Origin of the sequence: Acinetobacter sp. MF4642 (genome assembly GCF_002018925.1) — a bacterium.
GTDB lineage: Bacteria > Pseudomonadota > Gammaproteobacteria > Pseudomonadales > Moraxellaceae > Acinetobacter > Acinetobacter johnsonii.
Window position 1 is genome coordinate 86043 of sequence record NZ_MVON01000007.1, and the last position, 20224, is coordinate 106266.

Consider the following 20224-nt stretch of genomic DNA (forward strand, 5'->3'; position numbering starts at 1 on the left):
TCATCAGCAGTTTATCTTTAGTCGACCATTGTACCGACTTCGCCCAAAGATAAAAACCGCTGGTGTTCATTTGCTCTTTAGTTGAGCATCTGGACCAAGGGCTATTTTACATTTGGTGAAATCATTTGCTCTGGACGTACTACTTCATCAAACTGCTCAGCCGTGACTAAGTTCAATTCTACGGCCACCTGTTTTAACGTTTTCCCTTCTTTATAGGCTGTTTTGGCAACTTTCGCTGCATTTTCATAGCCAATCACTGGGTTTAAAGCCGTAACTAACATCAATGAGTCATGTAAGAAGTGATCAATTTTTTCACGGTTTGGTTCAATACCCACTGCACAGTGATCATTAAAACTATTACATGCATCACCCAAAAGCTGAATCGACTGCAATAAATTAAGCGCAATCACTGGCATGAATACATTCAACTCAAAGTTACCCGATGCGCCCGCAACATTAATCGTGGTGTCATTGCCTAAGACTTGAGCCACCACCATGGTCATCGCTTCACTTTGAGTCGGATTCACTTTCCCCGGCATAATACTTGAGCCTGGCTCATTTTCTGGAATACGTAACTCGCCAAAACCACAACGCGGGCCACTTGCCAACCAGCGAATGTCATTGGCAATCTTATTCAAACTTACCGCAAGCGTTTTTAATGCACCCGAGGCAAACACTGCTGCATCACGCCCAGCCAATGCTTCAAATTTATTTGGTGCAGTCACAAAAGGCAGTCCAGTCAACTGTGCCAGTTGCTCCGCTGATTTTTCTGCATAATCAGGATGAGCATTCAGCCCTGTACCTACAGCCGTTCCACCTAAAGGCAGCTCATACAAACCTGAAAGTGCTTGTTGTAAACGCTTTAAGCCGTGATCGAGCTGAGAAACATAACCGCTAAATTCTTGGCCTAAGGTTAAGGGTGTCGCATCTTGTAAATGAGTTCGGCCAATTTTGACGATGTCAGCAAATGCTTGAGACTTTGCCTCTAAAGTATCTCGAAGCTGGGTAACCGCAGGAATCAGTAATTCATTGATCTGAATACTTGCTGCGACATGAATCGCCGTTGGGAACGAGTCATTGGTCGACTGAGCACGGTTCACGTGATCATTCGGGTGTACAGGTTTTTGTGCGCCTAAAGGATTGCCGAGTTTCTGATTGGCGATATTGGCAATCACTTCATTACAGTTCATGTTGCTTTGCGTGCCTGAACCAGTTTGCCATACCACCAAAGGAAACTGACTATCCCACTGCCCTGCAATCACTTCATCCGCAGCACCCACGATGTATTGCGCCAATTCTTGTGGAATTTGGTTAAGTTCAGCATTGGTCTGTGCTGCTGCTTTTTTCACTAAGCCCATGGCACGAATCATTGGACGTGGTAGACGTTCACTGCCAATTTTAAAGTTTTGCAAACTACGCTGAGTTTGAGCACCCCAAAGTGCTTCGCTCGGTACTTCAACTTCGCCCATCGTGTCATGTTCAATACGTGTTTGCATTTTAACCTCTTCCTTTTTAAGTGAATTGCAAAATGATTATTTTGCGCTTGTTTTCCTTATCTTAATGATTAAGCAAAAATATGTAAATGATAATTGTTATCAGTAAATTAATTAACGGCCATCTAAACTTTGTTGGTAGAAACGCCATCCATCTTCAAGGGTTTGTTCTAAACTGCGTTTCGCTTGCCAGTGTAAAACGTTTTTCGCTTTACTACACTCTGCTGCGACCTGATCTAATTCCACGATATGCGAATCCACAACATCGACTGTAGCAATATCACTTTGTGTTACATTTTCAACTTTTTCAACCAACTGCTGTATCGATACACTTTGACCTGCGATATTAAAGGCTTCACAAGCAAACTGTTGAGTACTTAACCATTGTAGCGAAGCCGCAATCGCATCACAGGCATCGAGGATATGTAAAAAACTACGCTCTACGGTATGATCTGTGGTTTGTGCACTTTTTCTAAGTTCAATATGATCACGCTGTTTTGCAGCGACTTGCATCAACAGTGGAATAATATTTTTCGGTAAAGGCGGAAACGATTCTCCGAGCATCGCATTTTCAAATGCGCCTGCGACATTGCCCATTCTTAAAATTGCAATTTTCCATTCATTATCCGTTTTTGCTGTATCTCGAATAATTTCTTCGACCATTTGCTGCGATTTGATATACGGGTTTGGATAGCCGAAATTCAGTTCTAAATCTTCTTCTAAATGTAGGCTGGATTCACCATAGACCGCAAGACTTGAAAGATGAACCAAAGTTCTGACACCTGTGCGCTGCATGGCACGCAGTAAACTCATGATACAACTGACATTGTCATTATAGTATTCCAAAGGCTTCAGTACAGATTCTTCAAGCGATTTAAAACTTGCAGCATGCACCACCGCATCGATGGAATACTGCTCAAAAACTTTGTTTAAAGCAGGGGTATTTCGTATATCAATTTTGACAAAAGGCACGTACATGCCACTAATAAATTCTAATCGTTCAAGAGTTTGTAAGTTCGCATTGGATAAATTGTCTACAATAATGACCTCTTGCCCATGCGCCATAAAGCTCAAAGCAATATGAGAGCCTATAAAGCCTAAACCACCAGTCACTAAAATCATTGTATACTACCTTTTTATTATGAAGTCCGAATGTACCAAGCAAGCTTTGGACATTCCTCTAGTGAAGTTTGATGAGTACTTTATTACTAATTACCTCCGCACCGAGTTCAATTCATGCATGGCATGCTCTAGGTTTAGCGCAAGCACTGCATGGGAAAAATGAACCCTTTCGAGTGTTTTTCTACCAAGATGCTGTTCAAGTTGCCAATGCCCTGCAATGGGTACCTGACGACCAACGGAATCTATGTTCTGAGTGGCAAAAACTCGCCATTCGCCTACCCGTTTGTGTAAGTGCAGCTTTGGCCCGAGGAATTACCGATGCCGAAAATGCACAGCGTCATCAGTTAGCACAGCATAATCTTGCTACAGGTTTTGACTTGGTAGGCCTAGGGGAACTGGCCGATGCCGTTCAGTCTGCAAAGCGCTTAATTCAATTCTAAGTGCTAAGTTTTCAAGAATTTGTTGCTTTTAAAAGGTATATTGTGTGAAATCTGTACTTGTTATTTTAACCCAAGCCAATTTAAACTCTTTGCAGGTGCATGAAAGCCTCTCTGCAACCATGGTTCTTGCAACTTTTGGCTGTGAAGTCAAAGTCTTATTACAAGATGCTGCACTCAGCTTATTAAACAATGCTCAATCATTTGAACCCTTAAAACATGCGTTTAAACTGGCTTCAAACATGGTTGATAGCTTTGAGTTTTATGACTTAAGCCCGATTTGGATTGAAACCAAGAATCAAGCTTCTGCTTTTGTTCAACAAACCGAGCAAGAAATTGAATGTGTTGAACTCAATTCCAATTTAATACAACAGTTTGACCATGTATTATATTGGTAAGGAAACAATTATGAGCAAAACACTTTATTTCGTACAGTCTCCATTTTCCGCGACGGAACAAGCGCTGAGTAAATTACAAAACCTCTATCAATCAGGGGATGATGTGGTTTTAATGGGTGATGCAGCCCTGTATATACAGCATACTTTTATTCAGCAGTTGCCTTGTATATTTGTGCTTGAACAGGATGCTGAAAATATTGCTGCTGTCCATCCGAGTAATTTAGAAACCATCAGCTATACTAGGTTTGCTGAGCTATGCTTAAACCATAGTCGTTGTATCAGTTTGAAATAGTTTTGAGTGTTTAGATGAATTTAGAATTAGACCAAGATGGTCATTTAGTCGATTACACCATTTGGAATCAAGAGGTTGCAAAAGATTTAGCAAAATCTTTAGAGCTTGAATTGACCGATTGGCACTTTGAAATCCTCATGGCAGTGCGTCAATTTTACCAACAGTTTGGACACTCACCTGCAACACGTCCGCTGATTAAGTTTTTAATGAAAACAGTCAGTGCAGACATCAATAATGCCATACTGCAAGAAAAGTTTAATACTGGGCTTGTAGCGCGCCATCTGAGTCGTTTGGCAGGCGTGCCAAAACCTGCAAACTGTTTATAAACTTAAGCTTGTTTAACGTCTGATTGAGCAGCTAAAGCATCGACATAAACCTGTGTCGGTATCGCTTTGATGTCTTTGGCATGTATAGCATCACCACATTCGTTACAAACCAAATGTGGCTGAATGCTATGCCCACAGGTTTTATGAATAAATTGCACGGGACGACCTAAGCCTTCGTCCATCCATTGATCGGCCCATGTTGCCATGGACATCAGCACTGGGTATAAAGCTAGGCCTTTTTCAGTCAGACAATATTCAAAGCGCTCTTGGCGATCTGTATAGGGTCTTTTCTCCAAAATATCATGTTCAACCAAACGCTTTAAACGCTCAGAAAGCACATGACGAGTGACACCTAAGTTTTGTTGAAAACTTTCAAAACGGCGTGCACCCAAGAATGCATTTCGTAAAATCAACATCGTCCACCGATCGCCAATCACTGACAGCGTTCGTGCAATTGAACACGGTTGTTCCCCGATCTCATCCCATTTCATTGTAAAAAAACCAAGTCTCTCTTAGGTCTAACGTTAAAAGATTTAAGACCATAAGAAAAGCTCTTTTTACCCAGCTTTTCTTATGGTGTTTCCACATTTTAGTCGGCTCAAAGACATCTGAACGTCATGAAGGCTTAAGCACAGCTCATTTCAGCCTTTTGAGGTTGGTCAGGGATCATAAATTCTTCCATTCCCAACTCACCATTTTGATATTCATTGAGACGTTTTTGAATGACATAATACAGCGCTTTTTTGTGCGCTTTTGACAGGTTCATCTGTTGAAGTTGTTGCTTCAAATGCCCTAACAACACATCTATGGGCTGTTCCTCTTCTTCCATCAAATACAAATAGCCAAAGATCGCACCACTTAATAGCGCTTCAAAAGAAAAGCCATGCGAGACATTATATGCGACCGATGAAAATACACGTTCAAATGCACTCAACTTACGCAGTGGATCACGCCCAACCCGACTACATGGATCTTTATAGGCATACTGGCAAGATTGATCAAAACTTCGGGCTAAACGCGTTAAATCATTTTTGCGTTTTGGCAGGTAATGCGTCAGACCCTGCGTCACTTCTGCAAGCAGTTTTTCAACATAATACTGCACTCGCGGATCGCCCATCGCCACACCAATAGTCTGATGCCCGAGTAGGCTTGCATACCATGCAGTCATGGCATGTACGCCATTCCATAAACGGTTTTTAATAAGTTGAATATCTGAAATTTGATCGACCAAGATCATTTGACGCATTTTACTGAGTAAGGGACTTTTATTTTCCACGTAAATCGGCATATCCATTTCAGCATTGAAAAGGATTAAATCCATATGCTGTAAAATATGACTGGGTTGGAAATTTTGCCTTAAATCTTCTACATATTCACTGGCACGGCGCTCTTGTTCTGCACTGAGCTTACTAACATCTTCAACTTCAATTTGATTACTCTCGTCATCAAGTTGATATTGCTTAAAAATATTGTATTTAATACACAGTTGACGATATAGATTTTTATCGCTCAGCTTAGACACCATACGGTTGACTACCGTATCGCAGAAATAGTGCTGCTCTAAAATAAAATCAGCAACAGCATGGTCTGTTAATTCCACCAAGGCTTTACGTACCTGCTCTAGAACCAACTGCTTGGCGCCTATTTTATTTAAGATAATTAACAGCGTCAGTGGAGTTTTAACTTGCTCATCTTGTGCCAGATAGCGTGCGTAGAGACCCTGTGCAATGGTTGCAGCTTCACTGGCTAATGCATTTTCAGCTAAACAAATTGCAATTAAACTCGACTCGACGTACATGGCATGCATCTGCTGTAAGTCTTCAGCATCAATAATATGCATATTTTCAATACGCTCATCATAAGACACTTGCCCATAGCGAATACAATACGCCCCAAAAGCGTTTACAGCTGAACGGTATAAACTGTTGCGTGTAGATGCATAGATTTTTTTAGGACGCGTATAGCCATCCCAATGCGACAGGATTTGTGCAATATAGCCTCCGCCAATGGCGCCAAATCCATGAATCCCCACAGTTAGTTGATTTAAAGTTTGAGGAAAGCTTTCTTGTAAATTGGGCATTTCCAGATGCGTGCTATAGATATCTAATTCCGTTAGATAGTCATACATATTTTCAAAATAATAATTGGCATGTGCCAACATGCTTGCATTGGGTTCTTTAATATCTTTAAACAGTACACAGATGCCCCCAGCATCATGTGCCGAGCGGATACCATTTTCCGAGTCTTCAAACATAAAACACTGCGCAGGTTCAAGGTTTAGTTTTTGTGCCGCACTTAAGAAAATTTCAGGATGTGGTTTCCCCTCTTCAACCTCATCACCACACACCAAGACGTCAAAAAACTTATAAACATTGGCATTGATTAAATACTCTTCAGCAATCGCTCTTCGACTCGAGGTCGCCACAGCCATACGTAATCCTGCTTTACGTAAGCGTTCTAGAACTTGTACCAAACCTTTTTTAATCGGCACACCATATTGGCGCACTGTTTCTAATTCTAATTCATCTGCACGCTTACGAATCTCAGCATAGGGAACTTCCTGTCCATATTGCTTTTGCGCCAAGGCCTCCGCACTTCGGGCACTTAAACCTAAACATGCCATAAGGTAGGCATCTGAAAACTCAACCCCAATCAGCTCTTTGGATGCCTGTTTCAAGGTTTGAAACCGTAAACGCTCGGTATCAAACATTGTTCCATCCATGTCAAAAAGCGCACCATGCACAATATCATTCTTAAATTTAAACATTTAGCCTCCGTTTTTATGTTTGCACTTAGACTATACAAAAATCGGGCACAGAGACTTTGATCTGATTTTATGAAACATTTTTGTCTGTTTATTGATCAATAAATTAGCATTTAGGCGTTTTTTTGTAACCACTAGGTAATATTAAGTAATCAAAACGTAACCATGTAGATCATTTTTTTAATAAAGCGTGTCTGAAGATAAAACTTCTAAAAATGAATTTGATCTTTATATTCATCAATGATCGATAACCATGCACGTGTTGCAGGATTCATCACCACGGTTGAATTCCATGCCATATTTAAGTTCCATCGCAAGCTGGGTTGTTCCACTAAACTGACACTGAATTTCGCGCGATCTAACTGCTCACAATAAATTTGCGGCAGTAAAGCAATCCCGACACCTGACTCGACCATTTTGGCAATAAAGTCCCACTGGCTACTTTTACATAACACTTTGGGTTCAAAACCAGCCGCCATCGCAGCATCTAGAATCACATGGTTTAAAGTAAAGGTGTCTGCATACAGTAAAAATGACTCTTCTTGGAGTTCAGCGAATTGCACCACACCGCGCTTTCTCCACTGTGAATCGTAGTTGGAAAGCAAACACAACGGTGAATCGATAATTTGAATGCCTTGAATGCTGGGTTTTAACTCGCCCAATAAAATCCCAACGTCAATTTTTTTGGCCAAAATGGCTTCTTCAATGCCTGTCGCGCCGACTTCTAAAAAGTTCAATTCAATGTTGGGATACAATTTGTGAAATTTAACGATTAAGGAACTCAACAATACTGAGCCTAAAGGTGGCAAACCCAATCTCAGCACACCTTGTTTCAGCCCACGAATTTGATCTGCTGCTTCAAAGATATGTTGCTCCTGCTGCAAAATCTGCACAGCATGTAAATAGACTTGTTCTCCCATATAGGTCAGTTTGACTTCTCGCTTGCGCCCTGCTTCGCCTTTATGAAATAGAGGCAGCCCTATTTCATCTTCTAACTGTTTTAAAGATTTACTAATAGTGGGTTGAGTCACCGATAGTTCCTCCGCAGCAAGACTAAAACTGTGACTTTTCACCAGCTGCACAAATATTTTTAGCGCTTTAAAATCCAATATTATTCCAATTAAGCATAATTATTATTTTATTATTCATAATTACACGATCAGGTCAAACTTAAAATAACACCAACAACTTATACTCTGTGGCCTTCCAATGCGTTCGTTCAAATTGCCTTATCGTTCTACTCTTCAAGTAGGTTTGCTGATTGGGATTTGGTATATCGGAACGCTGATACAAGTCGCCCTGTCTTTACCGATATCAGGTGGGGTCGTGGGTCTAACGCTTTTACTTATTTCTCTGTTAGCGGGTGTATTTAAGCTGGACTGGATTAAGTCAGGTTCGGATCTACTTTTAGCTGAGCTGTTGTTGTTTTTTATTCCTTGTATTATTGGCTTAATCAAATATAAACATCTTTTTCTTACCCAAGGTTGGCAACTCGTTTTATCTATTGTCCTTGGGACCATTTGCGTGATGACCTGCACTGCATACTGTGTTTTCTTGGGCTTTAAGATTGAAGCCAAGTTTCAAAAAAAGCCCAAGCAGTCACATCAGTTGAAAAGTCAAATTTAAGGAACAATCATGCATATTCATTTCGTTGCCTTGATCTGTTTTATCGGGACTGTACTGGCCTATCTTTGGGGTAAAAAGTTTTATCAAAAACATCCTTATGTATTGCTCTCACCAGCGGTTTTTATTCCCTGTCTGATTATTTTGTGTCTGGTGTTTTTCAACATCCAATATGACAACTATATGTACTACAGCAAATGGTTAGTCTGGATGTTAGGCCCTGCAACGGTCGCGTTTGCCATCCCGATCTATGAATATCGCAAAGTCATTCAGCAGCATGCTTTTTCGATTGCTTTAGGCATTATCGTGGGTATGTTGGTTGGCGTAGTCAGCTCTTTTTACTTGGCACGTTTGTTCCATTTTGATGCTGTGACCAGTTACAGTCTGATGAGCCGCTCTATCTCTACCCCTTTTGCCATGGAAGTCACGCAAGCCGTCGGAGGCTCAGTCGAGCTGGTGATTTTATTCACTGTGATTACAGGTATCGTTGGTGGACTCTTGGCTAACAGCGTATTGCTTGTTCTAAAATTGGATTCTAAATTTGCTCAAGGTGCATCATTGGGTAGTGCCGCACATGGTTTTGGTACCAGCACTGCTTTCAAACGTCATAAAGAAGAAGGCGTCGCGGCCTGCCTCAGTATGGTTTTGGCAGGTATTTTCATGGTGCTGTTTGGCCCAAGTTTAATTCACGCTGTCGTTTATCTTCTTGGTTAAACATCATCAATAAAGGATCTCATACCACACTACTGAGATCCTTGTTTACTTGTATGTGTTTAAAGCTAAAGTACAGCATCAGCCCCGTCATCAATGCCAATAAAAAATAATAGGGTAAATGCTGATTCCACTGATATAAGCCTGTACTTAACAACGGTGCAAAAACGAAACTCAGTGCTTGCGTAGCTGTGCATAAACTAGCAATTGTAGTTTGTAGCGTGGTTGGTGCGGTTTGGGCTGCCCCCGTGGTAAAAGCTGGGATTAAACAGGCCACGGCGATTCCGTAAAAAATATAAGCTGCTTGGAAAGTCCAAATCTGACTGGCACTCAGTGAAAGTAATAAACCCAAAACCATCGTCACAAGACCGACCCAAAGCAATTGTTTAATCGACCACTTAAACCATTTTGAAATCGCCAATTGCATCAAAACGAGCGCTATCCCCACAATCAATGAACACTGAGAAAAATACACTGCACTTTGGTAGGTATCAAAATGAAATCGATCTTGGATATAAAAACCAGCGGTTAAATTCAGGGTGACAATAGCGACATATAGGCTAAAGCCCAGCAATAACCAAATCCCTAACTTTGACCATTGCAGCTTTTCTGTAGACACGTCTTGTAATTTCGCTGTGGTTTCGTCCCGTTCTTGTGTCTGTGACGCTTGCTTCCCTTGAAAGCCTAGTACAATCCAAGCCGCCATAGCCGTTAGAATAGCCACTGCACCCCACAATGGTGTCAACATGCTCCATGTCAACAATAATGTCGTCGCTAAAGGACCTATCACCACGCCTAAACTGTTCAGCGCGCCAAACTTCGCCATATTCTGGCTACGTTCCTGTTCACTGTGAAAAGCCGTCATGACATAACTCTGCAGCGCAATTTGTGGCATCGCCATAAAAAAGCCAGTACTGGCACGGGTCAATATCAATAAACTAAACAAAGCAGCAAATGAAATGGCATAACTCAGCCCATAACTGAGTACCGCCGCAAATAAGCCCCAAGTGATCGCCATACCGATAAAACCGATACTTAACAATTGATAAATGCTGAATTTTTGAGTTTGTTTGGAAATATAAATAGCTGAAATGGCCATCACCAAAGCACCAGCCGAAACCAATGCTCCACCTTGCAGTTCAGTCAGCCCCAGTTGCCGAATAAACGGTGCAAGTAAAGGTAAAATCATCGAAAAACAAGCGCCATTGGCAAGGCTGCCTGCAATAAAGATTTTGTTATTGCTATTCATTTTATTATTTAAACCATTTCTTAAAGCGAGATTACAAAGCAAAGAGGTAGCTGAAAGCTACCTCTGGTTGTGCAATTAATATTTTAATGTATAGCTCAGACCATAGGTTCGACCTTGAGCTGCTAAGCTTGAAATGGCGCCATAGGTTGGTGCGACAGCCTGACTAAATACAGTTTTATAGTCTGCATTCCATACGTTATACACACCAAAGCCCACAGTACCAGGACCTGCTTTGGCATTGGCTATAACGTCCATTGTTGCGAAACCTTTGATTTCAGCAGGAAGCGTTGAACCATACTTTACCGCATCTTTTTTGGCTTTATCTGTACCACCGATAGCAAGAGATTGAACGCGCAGGCTCATATCGTTGTTAAACTGCCACTCAGAAAATGCCGTGCCTTTCAGTGGTGCAACACGAATTGCGTCTAGCTCTTGCCACTTTCCTGCGGTATTTTTAAACTGTCCGCGGGTATAAGCCATGGTTCCACCCACTGTCCAATTCGGTTGTAGTCGATATGACAGATTTCCTTCAACACCATAAACGCGTTCATCGGTATCTAGTACTTCAATCGTGTAGTTGGGACGGCCAAATTTTAAACTTTTATCTGAGTCATTATAGAAAGTGGTGACACTCGCATTTAAACCGTTTGCAGCTTGTACACGCCATCCCAGCTCATAGTTATTGACTTTAATTGGATCAATAGTTTGACTATTCACAGTAAAACTTGCGGGTACATCACGAAGCATACGTTGAATATCAGGTAAATTTGATCCTTGAGAAAAGTTTGCAAAAATTTGTTGAGCATCTGTTAAGTGATAAAGCGCGCCCAAATTAAATAATGTCGCATCATGCTTTACCTTACCACCATTTAAAGCAACTGGTGTATATGTTGGAATAGCATCTGCAACCATCGCTTCACTGTAAGGAATCGAGTCCTGAACTTCACTATCAATACGCTCATGACGAATGCCAGCTTGTAGATTTAAGTGATCCGTAACATCGAATTGTGTTTGTAAGAAAAGACCAAATTTCGACGTATCAACATCTGGACCAAAGGCATATTCATTTTGTGGATCGAGTGTCAAACCATTACTCGCCATAAAGGTTCCAAGATTATATTGTTGTGCAGTCTGAGAACCTTGCTCAAAATCATAATCCATACCATAAGTTAGGTTCAGACTACGGCTACCAAGATCAAAGGCTTTTTGTAAAGCAAGTCGAGCGCCCCATACATCAATATCAGTTTCAGATTGCGTTACGATATATGTACCACCACTTGGAATTGCAGAATGTGCTAAATAATTTGCACTTGGATAAAAACGCCCTGTTTCTGAACGATAATAAGCTTCCGCATTTAATATCTGCCCTAATAAATCTTGATGCTCATATTGCAGATTAAAGTTCGAACGTTTGGTTCTTGGCTGAGTATCGAGATCTAAACCTTTTACAGCATTTAAAGTCGGCTCCGCACCAAACAGGACGGCTAAGCCTGTACCATAATCAGGACCATACTCACTATCTTGCTCATCATTATAATATTGCGCACCAAAGCTTAGCTTTTGATTGTCAGTAAATTGCCAACTTAGACGACCATTCACATCGACAGTTTCTGTGTCTTGACGATCAGTCTGTGCAACTTCAGGTCCGATACGCTCACCGTGACTATCTTGAAATTCGCCACGTTTGTTATAACTCGCACCTAAATAACCACTCACATCACCTTGATTAAAGGCAACCGATTGGAATGCTTCATATGCCATAGCAGCGCTACGGATACTATCACCCGACGTCACACCGAGTTTAGATTCAAAGCTAATTGGGTCTTGACCACCACGTTTAGTAATAATATTAATAATCCCGCCTGTCGCACCTGCACCATAGATACTACTTGCACCAGATACCACTTCGATACGTTCAATCGAATTTGGGCTGATACTATTCAACTGACGTGAACTATCACGAGAACCTGTCTGAGGTACTCCGTCAATCATGTATTGCACTGCACGACCACGCATGGTCATCCCATAGTTACTGGTTGTACCTGAACTTGGTGTCAATGAAGGAATTAAAAAGCCAATAATGTCAGCAGTTGAACGACCTGCATTGGCCTGTTTTTCAATTTCAGCTTGATCAATGCTATAAACGGTGCCCGCAATGTCTGCAATACTCTTTGCAGAGCGGGTTGCTGTCACCACAATCGGTGCGAGTTGTGTGGTTTCTTTTTGTTGGGCCCCAACACTACTTGTCTGACTTGCTGAATTTGTTAGAACGTTATCTTGAGCATATAACTGTGTACATACAGCCAGTGTTAAACAAGTCAATTGCATTGGTAACATAAAACGGTTCATTTCTTTTTCCTTTTATTAAATTTCTTGATTCAACAGTTTTTGTTGAGTTTTTTGATGACGTGCAATGATGTATTGGCTCAGTAGTACACTGACTACAGATGCAACCGCCAACACCACATAAAAATTGCCATAGCCAAGTGATTTGGCTAAAAAGCCCGATGCGGCTCCCCCGATGAAATAAACCAACAGTTCAAAACACACCAAGATGGTGAAGTCCGTGCCTGCCTGTTCTTTGGAACTGCTTTGCATGAAATAGGCATATAATGAAGTCATCGCGACATAACGAATCGCAAGCATAACAATTACAAATCCCCCCAAGAGCAAATGCCAATGGTTTAACCAGCCCAAAATAATGGCTGCGCCAATCACCCCATACAATGCTGTTCGGCACCACCCCGCCCAAATAAGCAACTGTGTAGCCTGAATTTTTTTCAATAAAAATGCGGCACTCACAGCCGCCAACAAACCAACACCTGCTCCAATCACAGACATCAGCACCCCAATTTGGGCAAGCGTCCATTTTTGGTCAATCAGCATTGGATTGAGCATCGCCATTGCTGGTGCTTCCACCACGCGATAACATAGGATCAGGACCAAGGCAGATAAAATCTCTGGTCGTTTAAAAGCACGGATTAAGCTTGGCGCTTGTTTAGCGATATTCGTCTGTTCGGTTGTATTTTCTTGAATATAAAAAACAGCAAACATCGTTAAAGCGGTCATGAGTGCTAAACACACCAATGCGCTTTCCCAACCATAGTACTGGTAGAGCCACAGTGTAGCTGCGCCCCCCAACATACTCCCCAAAGCCACCCCTATACTCTGAGCCATACTACCTAGGCGGTACTCAGATGCTGAAAAGGTTTCTACGGTATAACCATCAATGGCAATGTCTTGAGTCGCCGCAAAGCTTGAAATCCACAAGCCAATCACAACAAACACCACCAGCCCATAAGAGAACTGGGTAAATGCCAAGGCCAATACCCCAAGTACTAGGGCTATTTGTGTAAAGAGCAGCCATGTTTTTCGTTTACCTAACTTCTTGATATAAAGTCGGTCAATGAGTGGCGCCCATAAGAACTTAAACGCCCATGGAATATAAAGTAGCGACAGCATTCCAATCCAACGTAAATCTACCCCCTGATGTCGCAAAATAGCGGGCAATGCCACATTGTAAAAATACAAAGGCAAGGCATGTGCCAGATATAAAACAATGACAACGGCTAAGCTCAAAGCTGAGATTTGGCGTGTTGCTCTTTGTGTATTTAGGTTTTGCATATCCACCTCTGCACTGCCCATTGCAGTGCATCAGAATGATCAAGTGTGACGTAGTAAGGCACCCGCCATGCAGCATGCAGTGAAGGTGTATTCAGTCGTTGTTGATCGGTTGGGTCTTGTGCAATTCGAACCAGACCCAAGCAGTATTGAAAGAAAAGTTGTTTATACTTTTTGTACCAAACCGCTTGCAGTTGACGGTATTCCTCAGGAAATTCCGTACCGATATCGGTTTGCATGACCAAAACAAAGTTCTGTTTTTTTAAGAAAAAACGTTCAACTTGACTGAGCCATTGTTCAAATTCGGCAACAGTGACATGCGCTGAAAAGCGCATGTCCATGATTTGTATATGTTCTGAGCTATAGCTCATGTAAGTTCCTCAGTCCTATTGAGTGGATTATGGTTTTGCATAAATGCATTTGAATCAGTTAAATACCCCCCAAATTTTTCATAGAATTTTTGTTTAAAGCAGTAATACAACATGGCCGTTTTTTCAGGCATCGGGATCAAGCGCTGCGCCTCATAGCACATTTCTTCGACCACTGCGGCATAGGGTTTAACCGTATGGTCAGGCTCCCCGACAATTTTGTCGGAAGGTGCATTTTCAAAAATATAAAAACCTAATAGCCGCATTACTGGACGCAAGTAGCCTTTACCGAAAGCCGACTTTTCACCAAACAATAAATGCCAACCGAGGTCTAAATCATCACCATCGTAATAACGTCCTAGACGGTCACGCTTGCCTTCATAGATTTCGGTATAGCCCACATCCTGCCCATCCACCCCAACGATCAACAAACGGTGATGGTCATCGGCCAGCATTTTTTCAAAATAAACAGCAAGGTCGATTTCAGACTTATTCAGCTGCCACTGTGGAATAACATGAGGCTCATGCATCCATTTATGTAACAGTGCTAAGTCCTGCGGATACTGTACTTGGCGCAAGTAAAATTGCGTCTCATTCTCATAATATTCGTAAAAATCGGGAAGTTGCTGTGAAAGTGTTTTCATATGGTAGCCTGCTAAATTTTTTGGTTTTTTATGATGCAATACGCTTTGTGGTTGTATCGTCAGTTGACTTAGATACCTGCTCTGACCATCGTTTTAAAGTTTCAGGGCTGACAGGATTGGCAATTGGATCTAAAAATACAGGGACAGGACGTTCTGCTTCATCGTTATAACTGGTGGTAAATAGACGCACTCGGTTTAAACAAATTTTTTCAAATTCGGCTCTAAACATGGCAAATTTTTCGATGCGTTCTGCCAACTCTGGATGCGCCTGATGAAAAGCATCAATGACCGATGAAATGGTTTGCCAAAATTCAACTTCGCTATGCTCAGGGTAGTCTTGTAGGAATACATTACAGATATAACGGTAATGCACCATAAACAGTCCCGTGAAAATAAAATGACTGAGTTCATGCGCAGGATGACGCAGTAAAATTTGCCCTTCGATAGGTAAACTTGCCAATTCTGGAAAGTCTTCATCAACCAAATTGATATCATCAATAAAGTCTTTCAGCACCATTTTCTGCGGTACGCCATTGGCATGAATGAGCATGGTATTTTCCCCATGTGGAGAAAAAGCCAAGCCATATTTGTACAAACAGATTAAGAGTGGAGTGACCGATACCTCGGCAAAGCGTTTTAACCACTGTAATGGACTCAAACCTGACGCTTGAATCAACACAGCTAATATTGACTGGCCATTGATATCTCGATGTAATAAAGCCGCTTGAGAAAGTGCCTGTTCACCTGCTCCAATCACTGGATCTACACTTTCACGCCACAAACACCCAAACAGTTCTTTAAACTGATACGGCGCACCTTCAATCTGATCAAAACAAGGCTGATGAATAGTCAAAGTTGCCACTTCACCTAAGAATGCAACGCCTGACTGTTTCAAGTCTGGATCTTGAGATTGAATCTGCTTTAGCCAAGCTGTGACGGCTGGAGCTGCTAAGTTTCGTTTAGAAGGTAAGCCACGATACACTGCGGTATTGAAGATACTGACCGGTAATTTGACATAATGACGCTCAGGCTGACTGATATTGCAAAGCGTGCGAATCGATTGCATAGGTACATAATCATCTTGCCCAACGCCTAGTTCAATAATGCGCCGATCCACGATTTCATTGGCATAAGTTGGCACTAACCATTGATGCCACTGCCATGCATGTACTGGAATAAGGAAATAGTCACGACAAGAGCAGCCTCTTTCATATAACTGTTGTTCAAAGCTCTCTAACTCTTCTGCATCCAACTCATATTGATAAAGTCTCCCTGCTTGCCACTCCTCAGTAGAACGGAACTCTGCCAAATCACGATGCACTGCGAGCCACAGTACTTTGACCGTTGGCGAAAGTTCTGGAGCGGCACTTAAGTAGTCGTCATAACCAAAACCCATACGACCTTTGCTCATAATCAACCACGGATGACCACGGAGCATACCTTCAATTTCATGATGCGATGCCGTCAATGCTGCTTCACTGCTTAAACGACTTTCATCAAATAAATGCGCCTCAGCTAACCATGTATTGTTCATTTCTTTGATGAGATATGCCTTGGTAAAAGGCTTAACTTCGGTTTGATTTGAAAACGCGCGAATAAAAGTATGTAAGTTCCATGCAGGCAGATCTTCAACCGTGCTCAATTCACGTACTGAACCCTCCTCAATCTGCCAATGTCCCAATAAATAGTTTTGTGCTTTAAAAGTATAGGTTTGATCATCCAGCGTCAGCTGGTAACGATTTTCCTTTAAATAGGTCACTTGAATAATTTCTTCATATAGAAATTCAGCAATCGCCATTTCAATTAAGCGCTGTCCCGCCAAACGCCACTGTTTCTGATTCACTTGAAGTTGTGCAAAGCTCATATGATTTTCTCGAATGTATAAGGCTGCATAGAGGGATGTGCCCCTGTTTGTATTTTGCGCTGCTCAATATTTTTTGATTTAGGAATCGATGGTGCTAAAGCAGCTGTTCGTGTAATAGATGTGTCATTCTGCACATACATTTCAGGGTTCTGCTCAGCGTTGAAATGCTGAAAGGTCTCTTCATTGCTGTCCAGCTCATAAAGCTGATAACCCAATAGTTGATTGGCAATGGTTGCAGCACGAAATGCGCCTAGGCCTAAATCTGGTGTACCTACGCCATGACTGTGCATTTCTTGGTTTTGCACATAAATTTCCCCCATTGCTGTATGTTGCAAACGATAGTCTTGTCTCACCTTCCAACGCCCCGCTTGATCTGTTGTAATCAAGGGCTTTAAGTATTTTAAAAATGAAAACTCAGGGCTGTAATAACCTGTAGATGCCACTACAAAATCAACATCCATATAAAAACGTTGCTTGGTTACCGTATGTTCAAGGCTCAAGCGAATGTGCTGACTTTCCAGTAGTTCAGCATTAAGCAACTGAATTTGTGCATGCAAATGTGTTGCTTGTGTAGCAGAGGCAATACTACGATGGTAAAGTTTTTGGTAAATCTCACGTATGGTTTTGGCACTAATGCCTTTGTACAGCAAGCTTTGATCTTTCAACTGCGCTGCTTTTTGTGTTTCTGAAAGTCTATAAAAATGTTGGGTATAGTTCGGACTAAAATGTTCCAATCCCAAAGGTGCATATTCCATCGGGAAAAAACCATTGGAACGCGTCAGCCAATGCAACTTAAAGTCAGCCGTTGATACACAGTCATGTTGATACTGCTGATCGAACAAATCTAAAAAGACTTCAGCAGAAGACTGTCCTGAGCCTAAAACTACGACATTGCCTTTGAGCTTGTCTTTTTTATGGGTTAAGTACTCTGCTGAATGGATACATTTTTCAGGGACTTGTTGTTGTAACTTACGCAGACATTCAGGTAGATAAGGCTGGTTGCCCGAACCAATCACCAAGTTTCGACACAAGTAACGAATAAAACGCCCGCCTTGCTCAACCACCACCTCAAAACCTTCGCTTTTGGCATAAATGGCCTTCACCGTTGACTGGTACTGTATATGACCCAGTTGATCTGCCACCCACTGGCAATAATGGTTATATTCACGGCGCGGAATATGAGGCTGCTCAAGGAAGTAGAACTTATATAAGCGCTGCTGTGATTTTAGGTAATTCAAAAAACTTAACGGACTGGTCGGATCGACCATCGACACCAAATCCGCCATGAATGGAACTTGCAAGACAGTATTGGGAAGTTGCATACCTGCATGCCAGTCGAACTGCGCTTTTTTTTCAAAAAATAGATAGTGCAATTCTGTCTTTTCATGCAATAAACTGGCTAGGCTTAAGTTAAATGGCCCAAGGCCAATCGCAATAAAATCAAGCATAAAGGACATCCTCTTGTTTGATATAGAGCGGATTGGCTAACTGAATATAGACAGACTGATTTTCAACGGGTGCAATCAATTCATCTAGTTCATGTAAACGGGTCAGTAAGTTACCCTTATAAGGCAGCGTCGGTTGATACAACAGACTTTGAATCAAACTACTCTCTGGATATTGCTTCAAAAGGTCAAAGAGGTGTTGCTGTAAAACAGACAGTAAATCTTGCTCACTAACAAAACCTGTTGCACCGATGGCATTGATGATGCCAAACAAGGTATTGCCAAAGAAATAATAACTAAAGCGCTCATCGACAAAAGCCTTTGAACCTACCGCATGGGCTTTATCATGTAGTTCTGGAAATTGTTGTAAAATTTCATCTGCGAGTTCTTCGATATAATAAAAACCTTGATTGTCCCGTAGCCATAGCCACTGTGGCCAGCCATCTTTCAATTCAACCAAGACATTTTGCTGATGTGACTCAAAGGCCATACCATAACGATGGTAGACGTACATGAGTGGGCTCAGACTGATGTTTAAAAAGGTCTTAAACCAATCATGAGCGATTTGTGCTTTATCATTTAACTTTTGTTGAGAAGCAATTTGATCAAATAATGCATTAAAACGATTACGTTCTTCTACGGGATGATCCTGACACAATGAAGCAATACACGTGACCTGCTGTTCGGGAGTAAACGGCTGATCACGTACAATACAAATCGTTTCATCGATGATTTCACCATCTAACTGAAGAGCAATCCATGCAGGATCATTGACCGCTTTTAGAGTTGGACATTGCTTTAAGATACTTTGCCCTAACTCACTGTGCCAAAGTCGATGGGTCATTTCACCACGGTGACATTCTTTTGCTAAATTGACGCGGATAGAGTTGGTAATCATCACTGAAAGCGAAGGTTTCAGCATCCACCGCGCGTTAAAACTCGCCAAAGTACGTACAGAAGTGGTTGGTGAAAATATCCATGCTTTTTCACCCAAATCGATGATTTTCAGTTTAGCTTTTAAACTTTTAAACCATACTTTGCTTTGTAAATAGCGAGCTTGCCATGGATGCAGTGGTAGCAGCTTGTAATGTACATATGCAGCTAAGGTTTCAAGTTCCGATTCAGACAAATGCCATTTGATTTCTTGTTTAAGTTGTATTGAAAAAGCCTGCTCAAGCGCTGTTCCTTCTGCAATATATTCAGGTGCCACCAACCAATAATGCAGTTGGGTCTGACCACAAGCTTCGGGAGAATATTTTTGCCAGTCCTCATGGACAAAACCTGTTCGGCTTTTCGGTGCAGGATGCATGCTATGACCTAAAATCAAAGCCTGTTCAGACTCTATAAAACCTTGTTCAACCTGTACGAGCGCATCAAAATCCTCTGCCCGAATATTTAAAAACTGTTGTAATGCATCACGACTTTGAATCCAACGCTCAACCAAGGATGCAGCATCGACATGGCATTCGGATTGTTGCACTAACTCTTCTAGTAACAGACTGACCATGGCTGCTGCGCTAAAGTTAAGCTTTTGGCCTTTTTGAAAAATTTGCGGTAAAGCCGCAATACGATGTCGCCCGACACGACTGACATAGCTCAACGGAACAAAAAGCTGTGCTTGGATTAAACTCAGCGGCAAAGATAACAGCGTCAAACCTTGGCTAAACGCGAGTTGAGTTGAATTTTGTTGATACTTCTCAAACAAGCTTGCCTTGCCTGTTTCTTGTGAGTATGCATTGACAAGATGCTGCATCGCCAAGCGATTGGCTAGCTCTTTCATCTGACCATTTCCTCTTTTTAAAGCTTATTCCAAGCTCATTTCATGTAATTATGTTTCTTAAAGGTGTTCACGTTGGCCAACGCTGCA

The 20224-nt window shown here is 41.7% G+C and carries 19 protein-coding genes; 6 read left to right on the plus strand and 13 right to left on the minus strand.

Features of this window, described 5'->3' with window-relative positions:
* Positions 1-101: 101 nt before the first annotated feature.
* Both fumC and MF4642_RS05935 read right to left on the minus strand, forming a co-directional pair.
* Positions 102-1496: a class II fumarate hydratase gene (gene fumC / locus MF4642_RS05930; RefSeq protein WP_078425619.1), complete on the minus strand. Its 1395-nt coding sequence runs from the start codon at positions 1494-1496 to the stop codon at positions 102-104.
* A gap of 111 nt (positions 1497-1607) precedes the next feature.
* Entirely contained in the window at positions 1608-2615 is a 1008-nt protein-coding gene (locus MF4642_RS05935; RefSeq protein WP_078425620.1) for an NAD-dependent epimerase/dehydratase family protein, read from the minus strand.
* 71 nt (positions 2616-2686) lie between these two features.
* Here MF4642_RS05935 and tusD point away from each other — a divergent pair, with 71 nt between their 5' ends.
* From tusD to MF4642_RS05955, 4 genes are read left to right on the plus strand one after another with little or no spacing between them, the layout of a single operon-like run.
* A complete protein-coding gene (gene tusD, locus MF4642_RS05940) occupies positions 2687-3055 on the plus strand; it encodes a sulfurtransferase complex subunit TusD (protein ID WP_078425621.1) in 369 nt (122 codons plus the stop codon).
* Between the two features lie 44 nt (positions 3056-3099).
* On the plus strand, positions 3100-3450 hold the full coding sequence (locus tag MF4642_RS05945) for a hypothetical protein (protein WP_005399536.1): 351 nt from the start codon (positions 3100-3102) through the stop codon (positions 3448-3450).
* Positions 3451-3460: 10 nt separating this feature from the next.
* The gene (locus MF4642_RS05950) at positions 3461-3742 is read left to right on the plus strand and encodes a DsrH/TusB family sulfur metabolism protein (protein ID WP_078425622.1); all 282 of its coding nucleotides are present in this window, start codon (positions 3461-3463) and stop codon (positions 3740-3742) included.
* 14 nt (positions 3743-3756) lie between these two features.
* A complete protein-coding gene (locus MF4642_RS05955; protein WP_078425623.1) occupies positions 3757-4068 on the plus strand; it encodes a TusE/DsrC/DsvC family sulfur relay protein in 312 nt (103 codons plus the stop codon).
* 2 nt (positions 4069-4070) lie between these two features.
* Here MF4642_RS05955 and MF4642_RS05960 read toward each other — a convergent pair whose 3' ends face one another.
* The 3 genes from MF4642_RS05960 to MF4642_RS05970 form a co-directional block, all read right to left on the minus strand.
* The gene (locus tag MF4642_RS05960) at positions 4071-4559 is read right to left on the minus strand and encodes a winged helix-turn-helix transcriptional regulator (RefSeq protein ID WP_058869534.1); all 489 of its coding nucleotides are present in this window, start codon (positions 4557-4559) and stop codon (positions 4071-4073) included.
* Between the two features lie 134 nt (positions 4560-4693).
* Positions 4694-6835 carry a bifunctional mannitol-1-phosphate dehydrogenase/phosphatase gene (mtlD, locus tag MF4642_RS05965; RefSeq protein WP_078425624.1) on the minus strand — a complete coding sequence of 714 codons (2142 nt, stop codon included), beginning with the start codon at positions 6833-6835 and terminating at the stop codon, positions 4694-4696.
* Between the two features lie 206 nt (positions 6836-7041).
* The gene (locus tag MF4642_RS05970) at positions 7042-7941 is read right to left on the minus strand and encodes a LysR substrate-binding domain-containing protein (RefSeq protein ID WP_078425625.1); all 900 of its coding nucleotides are present in this window, start codon (positions 7939-7941) and stop codon (positions 7042-7044) included.
* Positions 7942-8041: 100 nt separating this feature from the next.
* Between MF4642_RS05970 and MF4642_RS05975 the strand changes: the two genes are divergently transcribed.
* Positions 8042-8458 carry a CidA/LrgA family protein gene (locus MF4642_RS05975; protein WP_078425626.1) on the plus strand — a complete coding sequence of 139 codons (417 nt, stop codon included), beginning with the start codon at positions 8042-8044 and terminating at the stop codon, positions 8456-8458.
* 9 nt (positions 8459-8467) lie between these two features.
* The gene (locus tag MF4642_RS05980) at positions 8468-9169 is read left to right on the plus strand and encodes an LrgB family protein (protein WP_078425627.1); all 702 of its coding nucleotides are present in this window, start codon (positions 8468-8470) and stop codon (positions 9167-9169) included.
* A 19-nt stretch (positions 9170-9188) separates the two neighbouring features.
* On the opposite strand, the gene MF4642_RS05985 is transcribed toward MF4642_RS05980, so the two are convergent.
* The 8 genes from MF4642_RS05985 to MF4642_RS06020 all read right to left on the minus strand — a co-directional run bounded on the left by MF4642_RS05985 (position 9189) and on the right by MF4642_RS06020 (position 20137).
* Positions 9189-10415: an MFS transporter gene (locus MF4642_RS05985; RefSeq protein WP_078425628.1), complete on the minus strand. Its 1227-nt coding sequence runs from the start codon at positions 10413-10415 to the stop codon at positions 9189-9191.
* 75 nt (positions 10416-10490) lie between these two features.
* On the minus strand, positions 10491-12764 hold the full coding sequence (locus tag MF4642_RS05990; RefSeq protein ID WP_078425629.1) for a TonB-dependent receptor: 2274 nt from the start codon (positions 12762-12764) through the stop codon (positions 10491-10493).
* Positions 12765-12779: 15 nt separating this feature from the next.
* Complete coding sequence (locus MF4642_RS05995; RefSeq protein WP_078425630.1) at positions 12780-14039, minus strand: MFS transporter; 1260 nt, start codon at positions 14037-14039, stop codon at positions 12780-12782.
* The gene (locus tag MF4642_RS06000) at positions 14027-14407 is read right to left on the minus strand and encodes a hypothetical protein (RefSeq protein ID WP_078425631.1); all 381 of its coding nucleotides are present in this window, start codon (positions 14405-14407) and stop codon (positions 14027-14029) included. Before MF4642_RS06000 ends, MF4642_RS05995 begins: the two co-directional genes overlap by 13 nt.
* On the minus strand, positions 14404-15048 hold the full coding sequence (locus MF4642_RS06005) for a GNAT family N-acetyltransferase (protein WP_062034856.1): 645 nt from the start codon (positions 15046-15048) through the stop codon (positions 14404-14406). Before MF4642_RS06005 ends, MF4642_RS06000 begins: the two co-directional genes overlap by 4 nt.
* Positions 15049-15076: 28 nt before the next feature.
* Entirely contained in the window at positions 15077-16912 is a 1836-nt protein-coding gene (locus MF4642_RS06010) for an IucA/IucC family protein (RefSeq protein ID WP_078425632.1), read from the minus strand.
* Positions 16909-18360, minus strand: a complete 1452-nt coding sequence (locus MF4642_RS06015; protein WP_078425633.1) for a lysine N(6)-hydroxylase/L-ornithine N(5)-oxygenase family protein — start codon at positions 18358-18360, stop codon at positions 16909-16911. The genes MF4642_RS06010 and MF4642_RS06015 overlap by 4 nt, the downstream gene beginning before the upstream one ends.
* Positions 18353-20137, minus strand: a complete 1785-nt coding sequence (locus MF4642_RS06020; RefSeq protein ID WP_078425634.1) for an IucA/IucC family protein — start codon at positions 20135-20137, stop codon at positions 18353-18355. Before MF4642_RS06020 ends, MF4642_RS06015 begins: the two co-directional genes overlap by 8 nt.
* Positions 20138-20224: the final 87 nt, after the last annotated feature.

Bases quoted from the DNA above. Each gene is read 5' to 3' on its own strand.
- MF4642_RS05990 (WP_078425629.1), bottom strand. From the start codon at position 12,764: ATGAACCGTTTTATGTTACCAATGCAATTGACTTGTTTAACACTGGCT.
- MF4642_RS05980 (WP_078425627.1), top strand. From the start codon at position 8,468: ATGCATATTCATTTCGTTGCCTTGATCTGTTTTATCGGGACTGTACTG.
- MF4642_RS06000 (WP_078425631.1), bottom strand. From the start codon at position 14,407: ATGAGCTATAGCTCAGAACATATACAAATCATGGACATGCGCTTTTCA.
- MF4642_RS06010 (WP_078425632.1), bottom strand. From the start codon at position 16,912: ATGAGCTTTGCACAACTTCAAGTGAATCAGAAACAGTGGCGTTTGGCG.
- MF4642_RS06020 (WP_078425634.1), bottom strand. From the start codon at position 20,137: ATGAAAGAGCTAGCCAATCGCTTGGCGATGCAGCATCTTGTCAATGCA.
- MF4642_RS06015 (WP_078425633.1), bottom strand. From the start codon at position 18,360: ATGCTTGATTTTATTGCGATTGGCCTTGGGCCATTTAACTTAAGCCTA.
- MF4642_RS06005 (WP_062034856.1), bottom strand. From the start codon at position 15,048: ATGAAAACACTTTCACAGCAACTTCCCGATTTTTACGAATATTATGAG.
- tusD (WP_078425621.1), top strand. From the start codon at position 2,687: ATGAGTACTTTATTACTAATTACCTCCGCACCGAGTTCAATTCATGCA.
- MF4642_RS05960 (WP_058869534.1), bottom strand. From the start codon at position 4,559: ATGAAATGGGATGAGATCGGGGAACAACCGTGTTCAATTGCACGAACG.
- MF4642_RS05975 (WP_078425626.1), top strand. From the start codon at position 8,042: ATGCGTTCGTTCAAATTGCCTTATCGTTCTACTCTTCAAGTAGGTTTG.
- MF4642_RS05995 (WP_078425630.1), bottom strand. From the start codon at position 14,039: ATGCAAAACCTAAATACACAAAGAGCAACACGCCAAATCTCAGCTTTG.
- mtlD (WP_078425624.1), bottom strand. From the start codon at position 6,835: ATGTTTAAATTTAAGAATGATATTGTGCATGGTGCGCTTTTTGACATG.
- MF4642_RS05935 (WP_078425620.1), bottom strand. From the start codon at position 2,615: ATGATTTTAGTGACTGGTGGTTTAGGCTTTATAGGCTCTCATATTGCT.
- MF4642_RS05985 (WP_078425628.1), bottom strand. From the start codon at position 10,415: ATGAATAGCAATAACAAAATCTTTATTGCAGGCAGCCTTGCCAATGGC.
- fumC (WP_078425619.1), bottom strand. From the start codon at position 1,496: ATGCAAACACGTATTGAACATGACACGATGGGCGAAGTTGAAGTACCG.
- MF4642_RS05950 (WP_078425622.1), top strand. From the start codon at position 3,461: ATGAGCAAAACACTTTATTTCGTACAGTCTCCATTTTCCGCGACGGAA.
- MF4642_RS05955 (WP_078425623.1), top strand. From the start codon at position 3,757: ATGAATTTAGAATTAGACCAAGATGGTCATTTAGTCGATTACACCATT.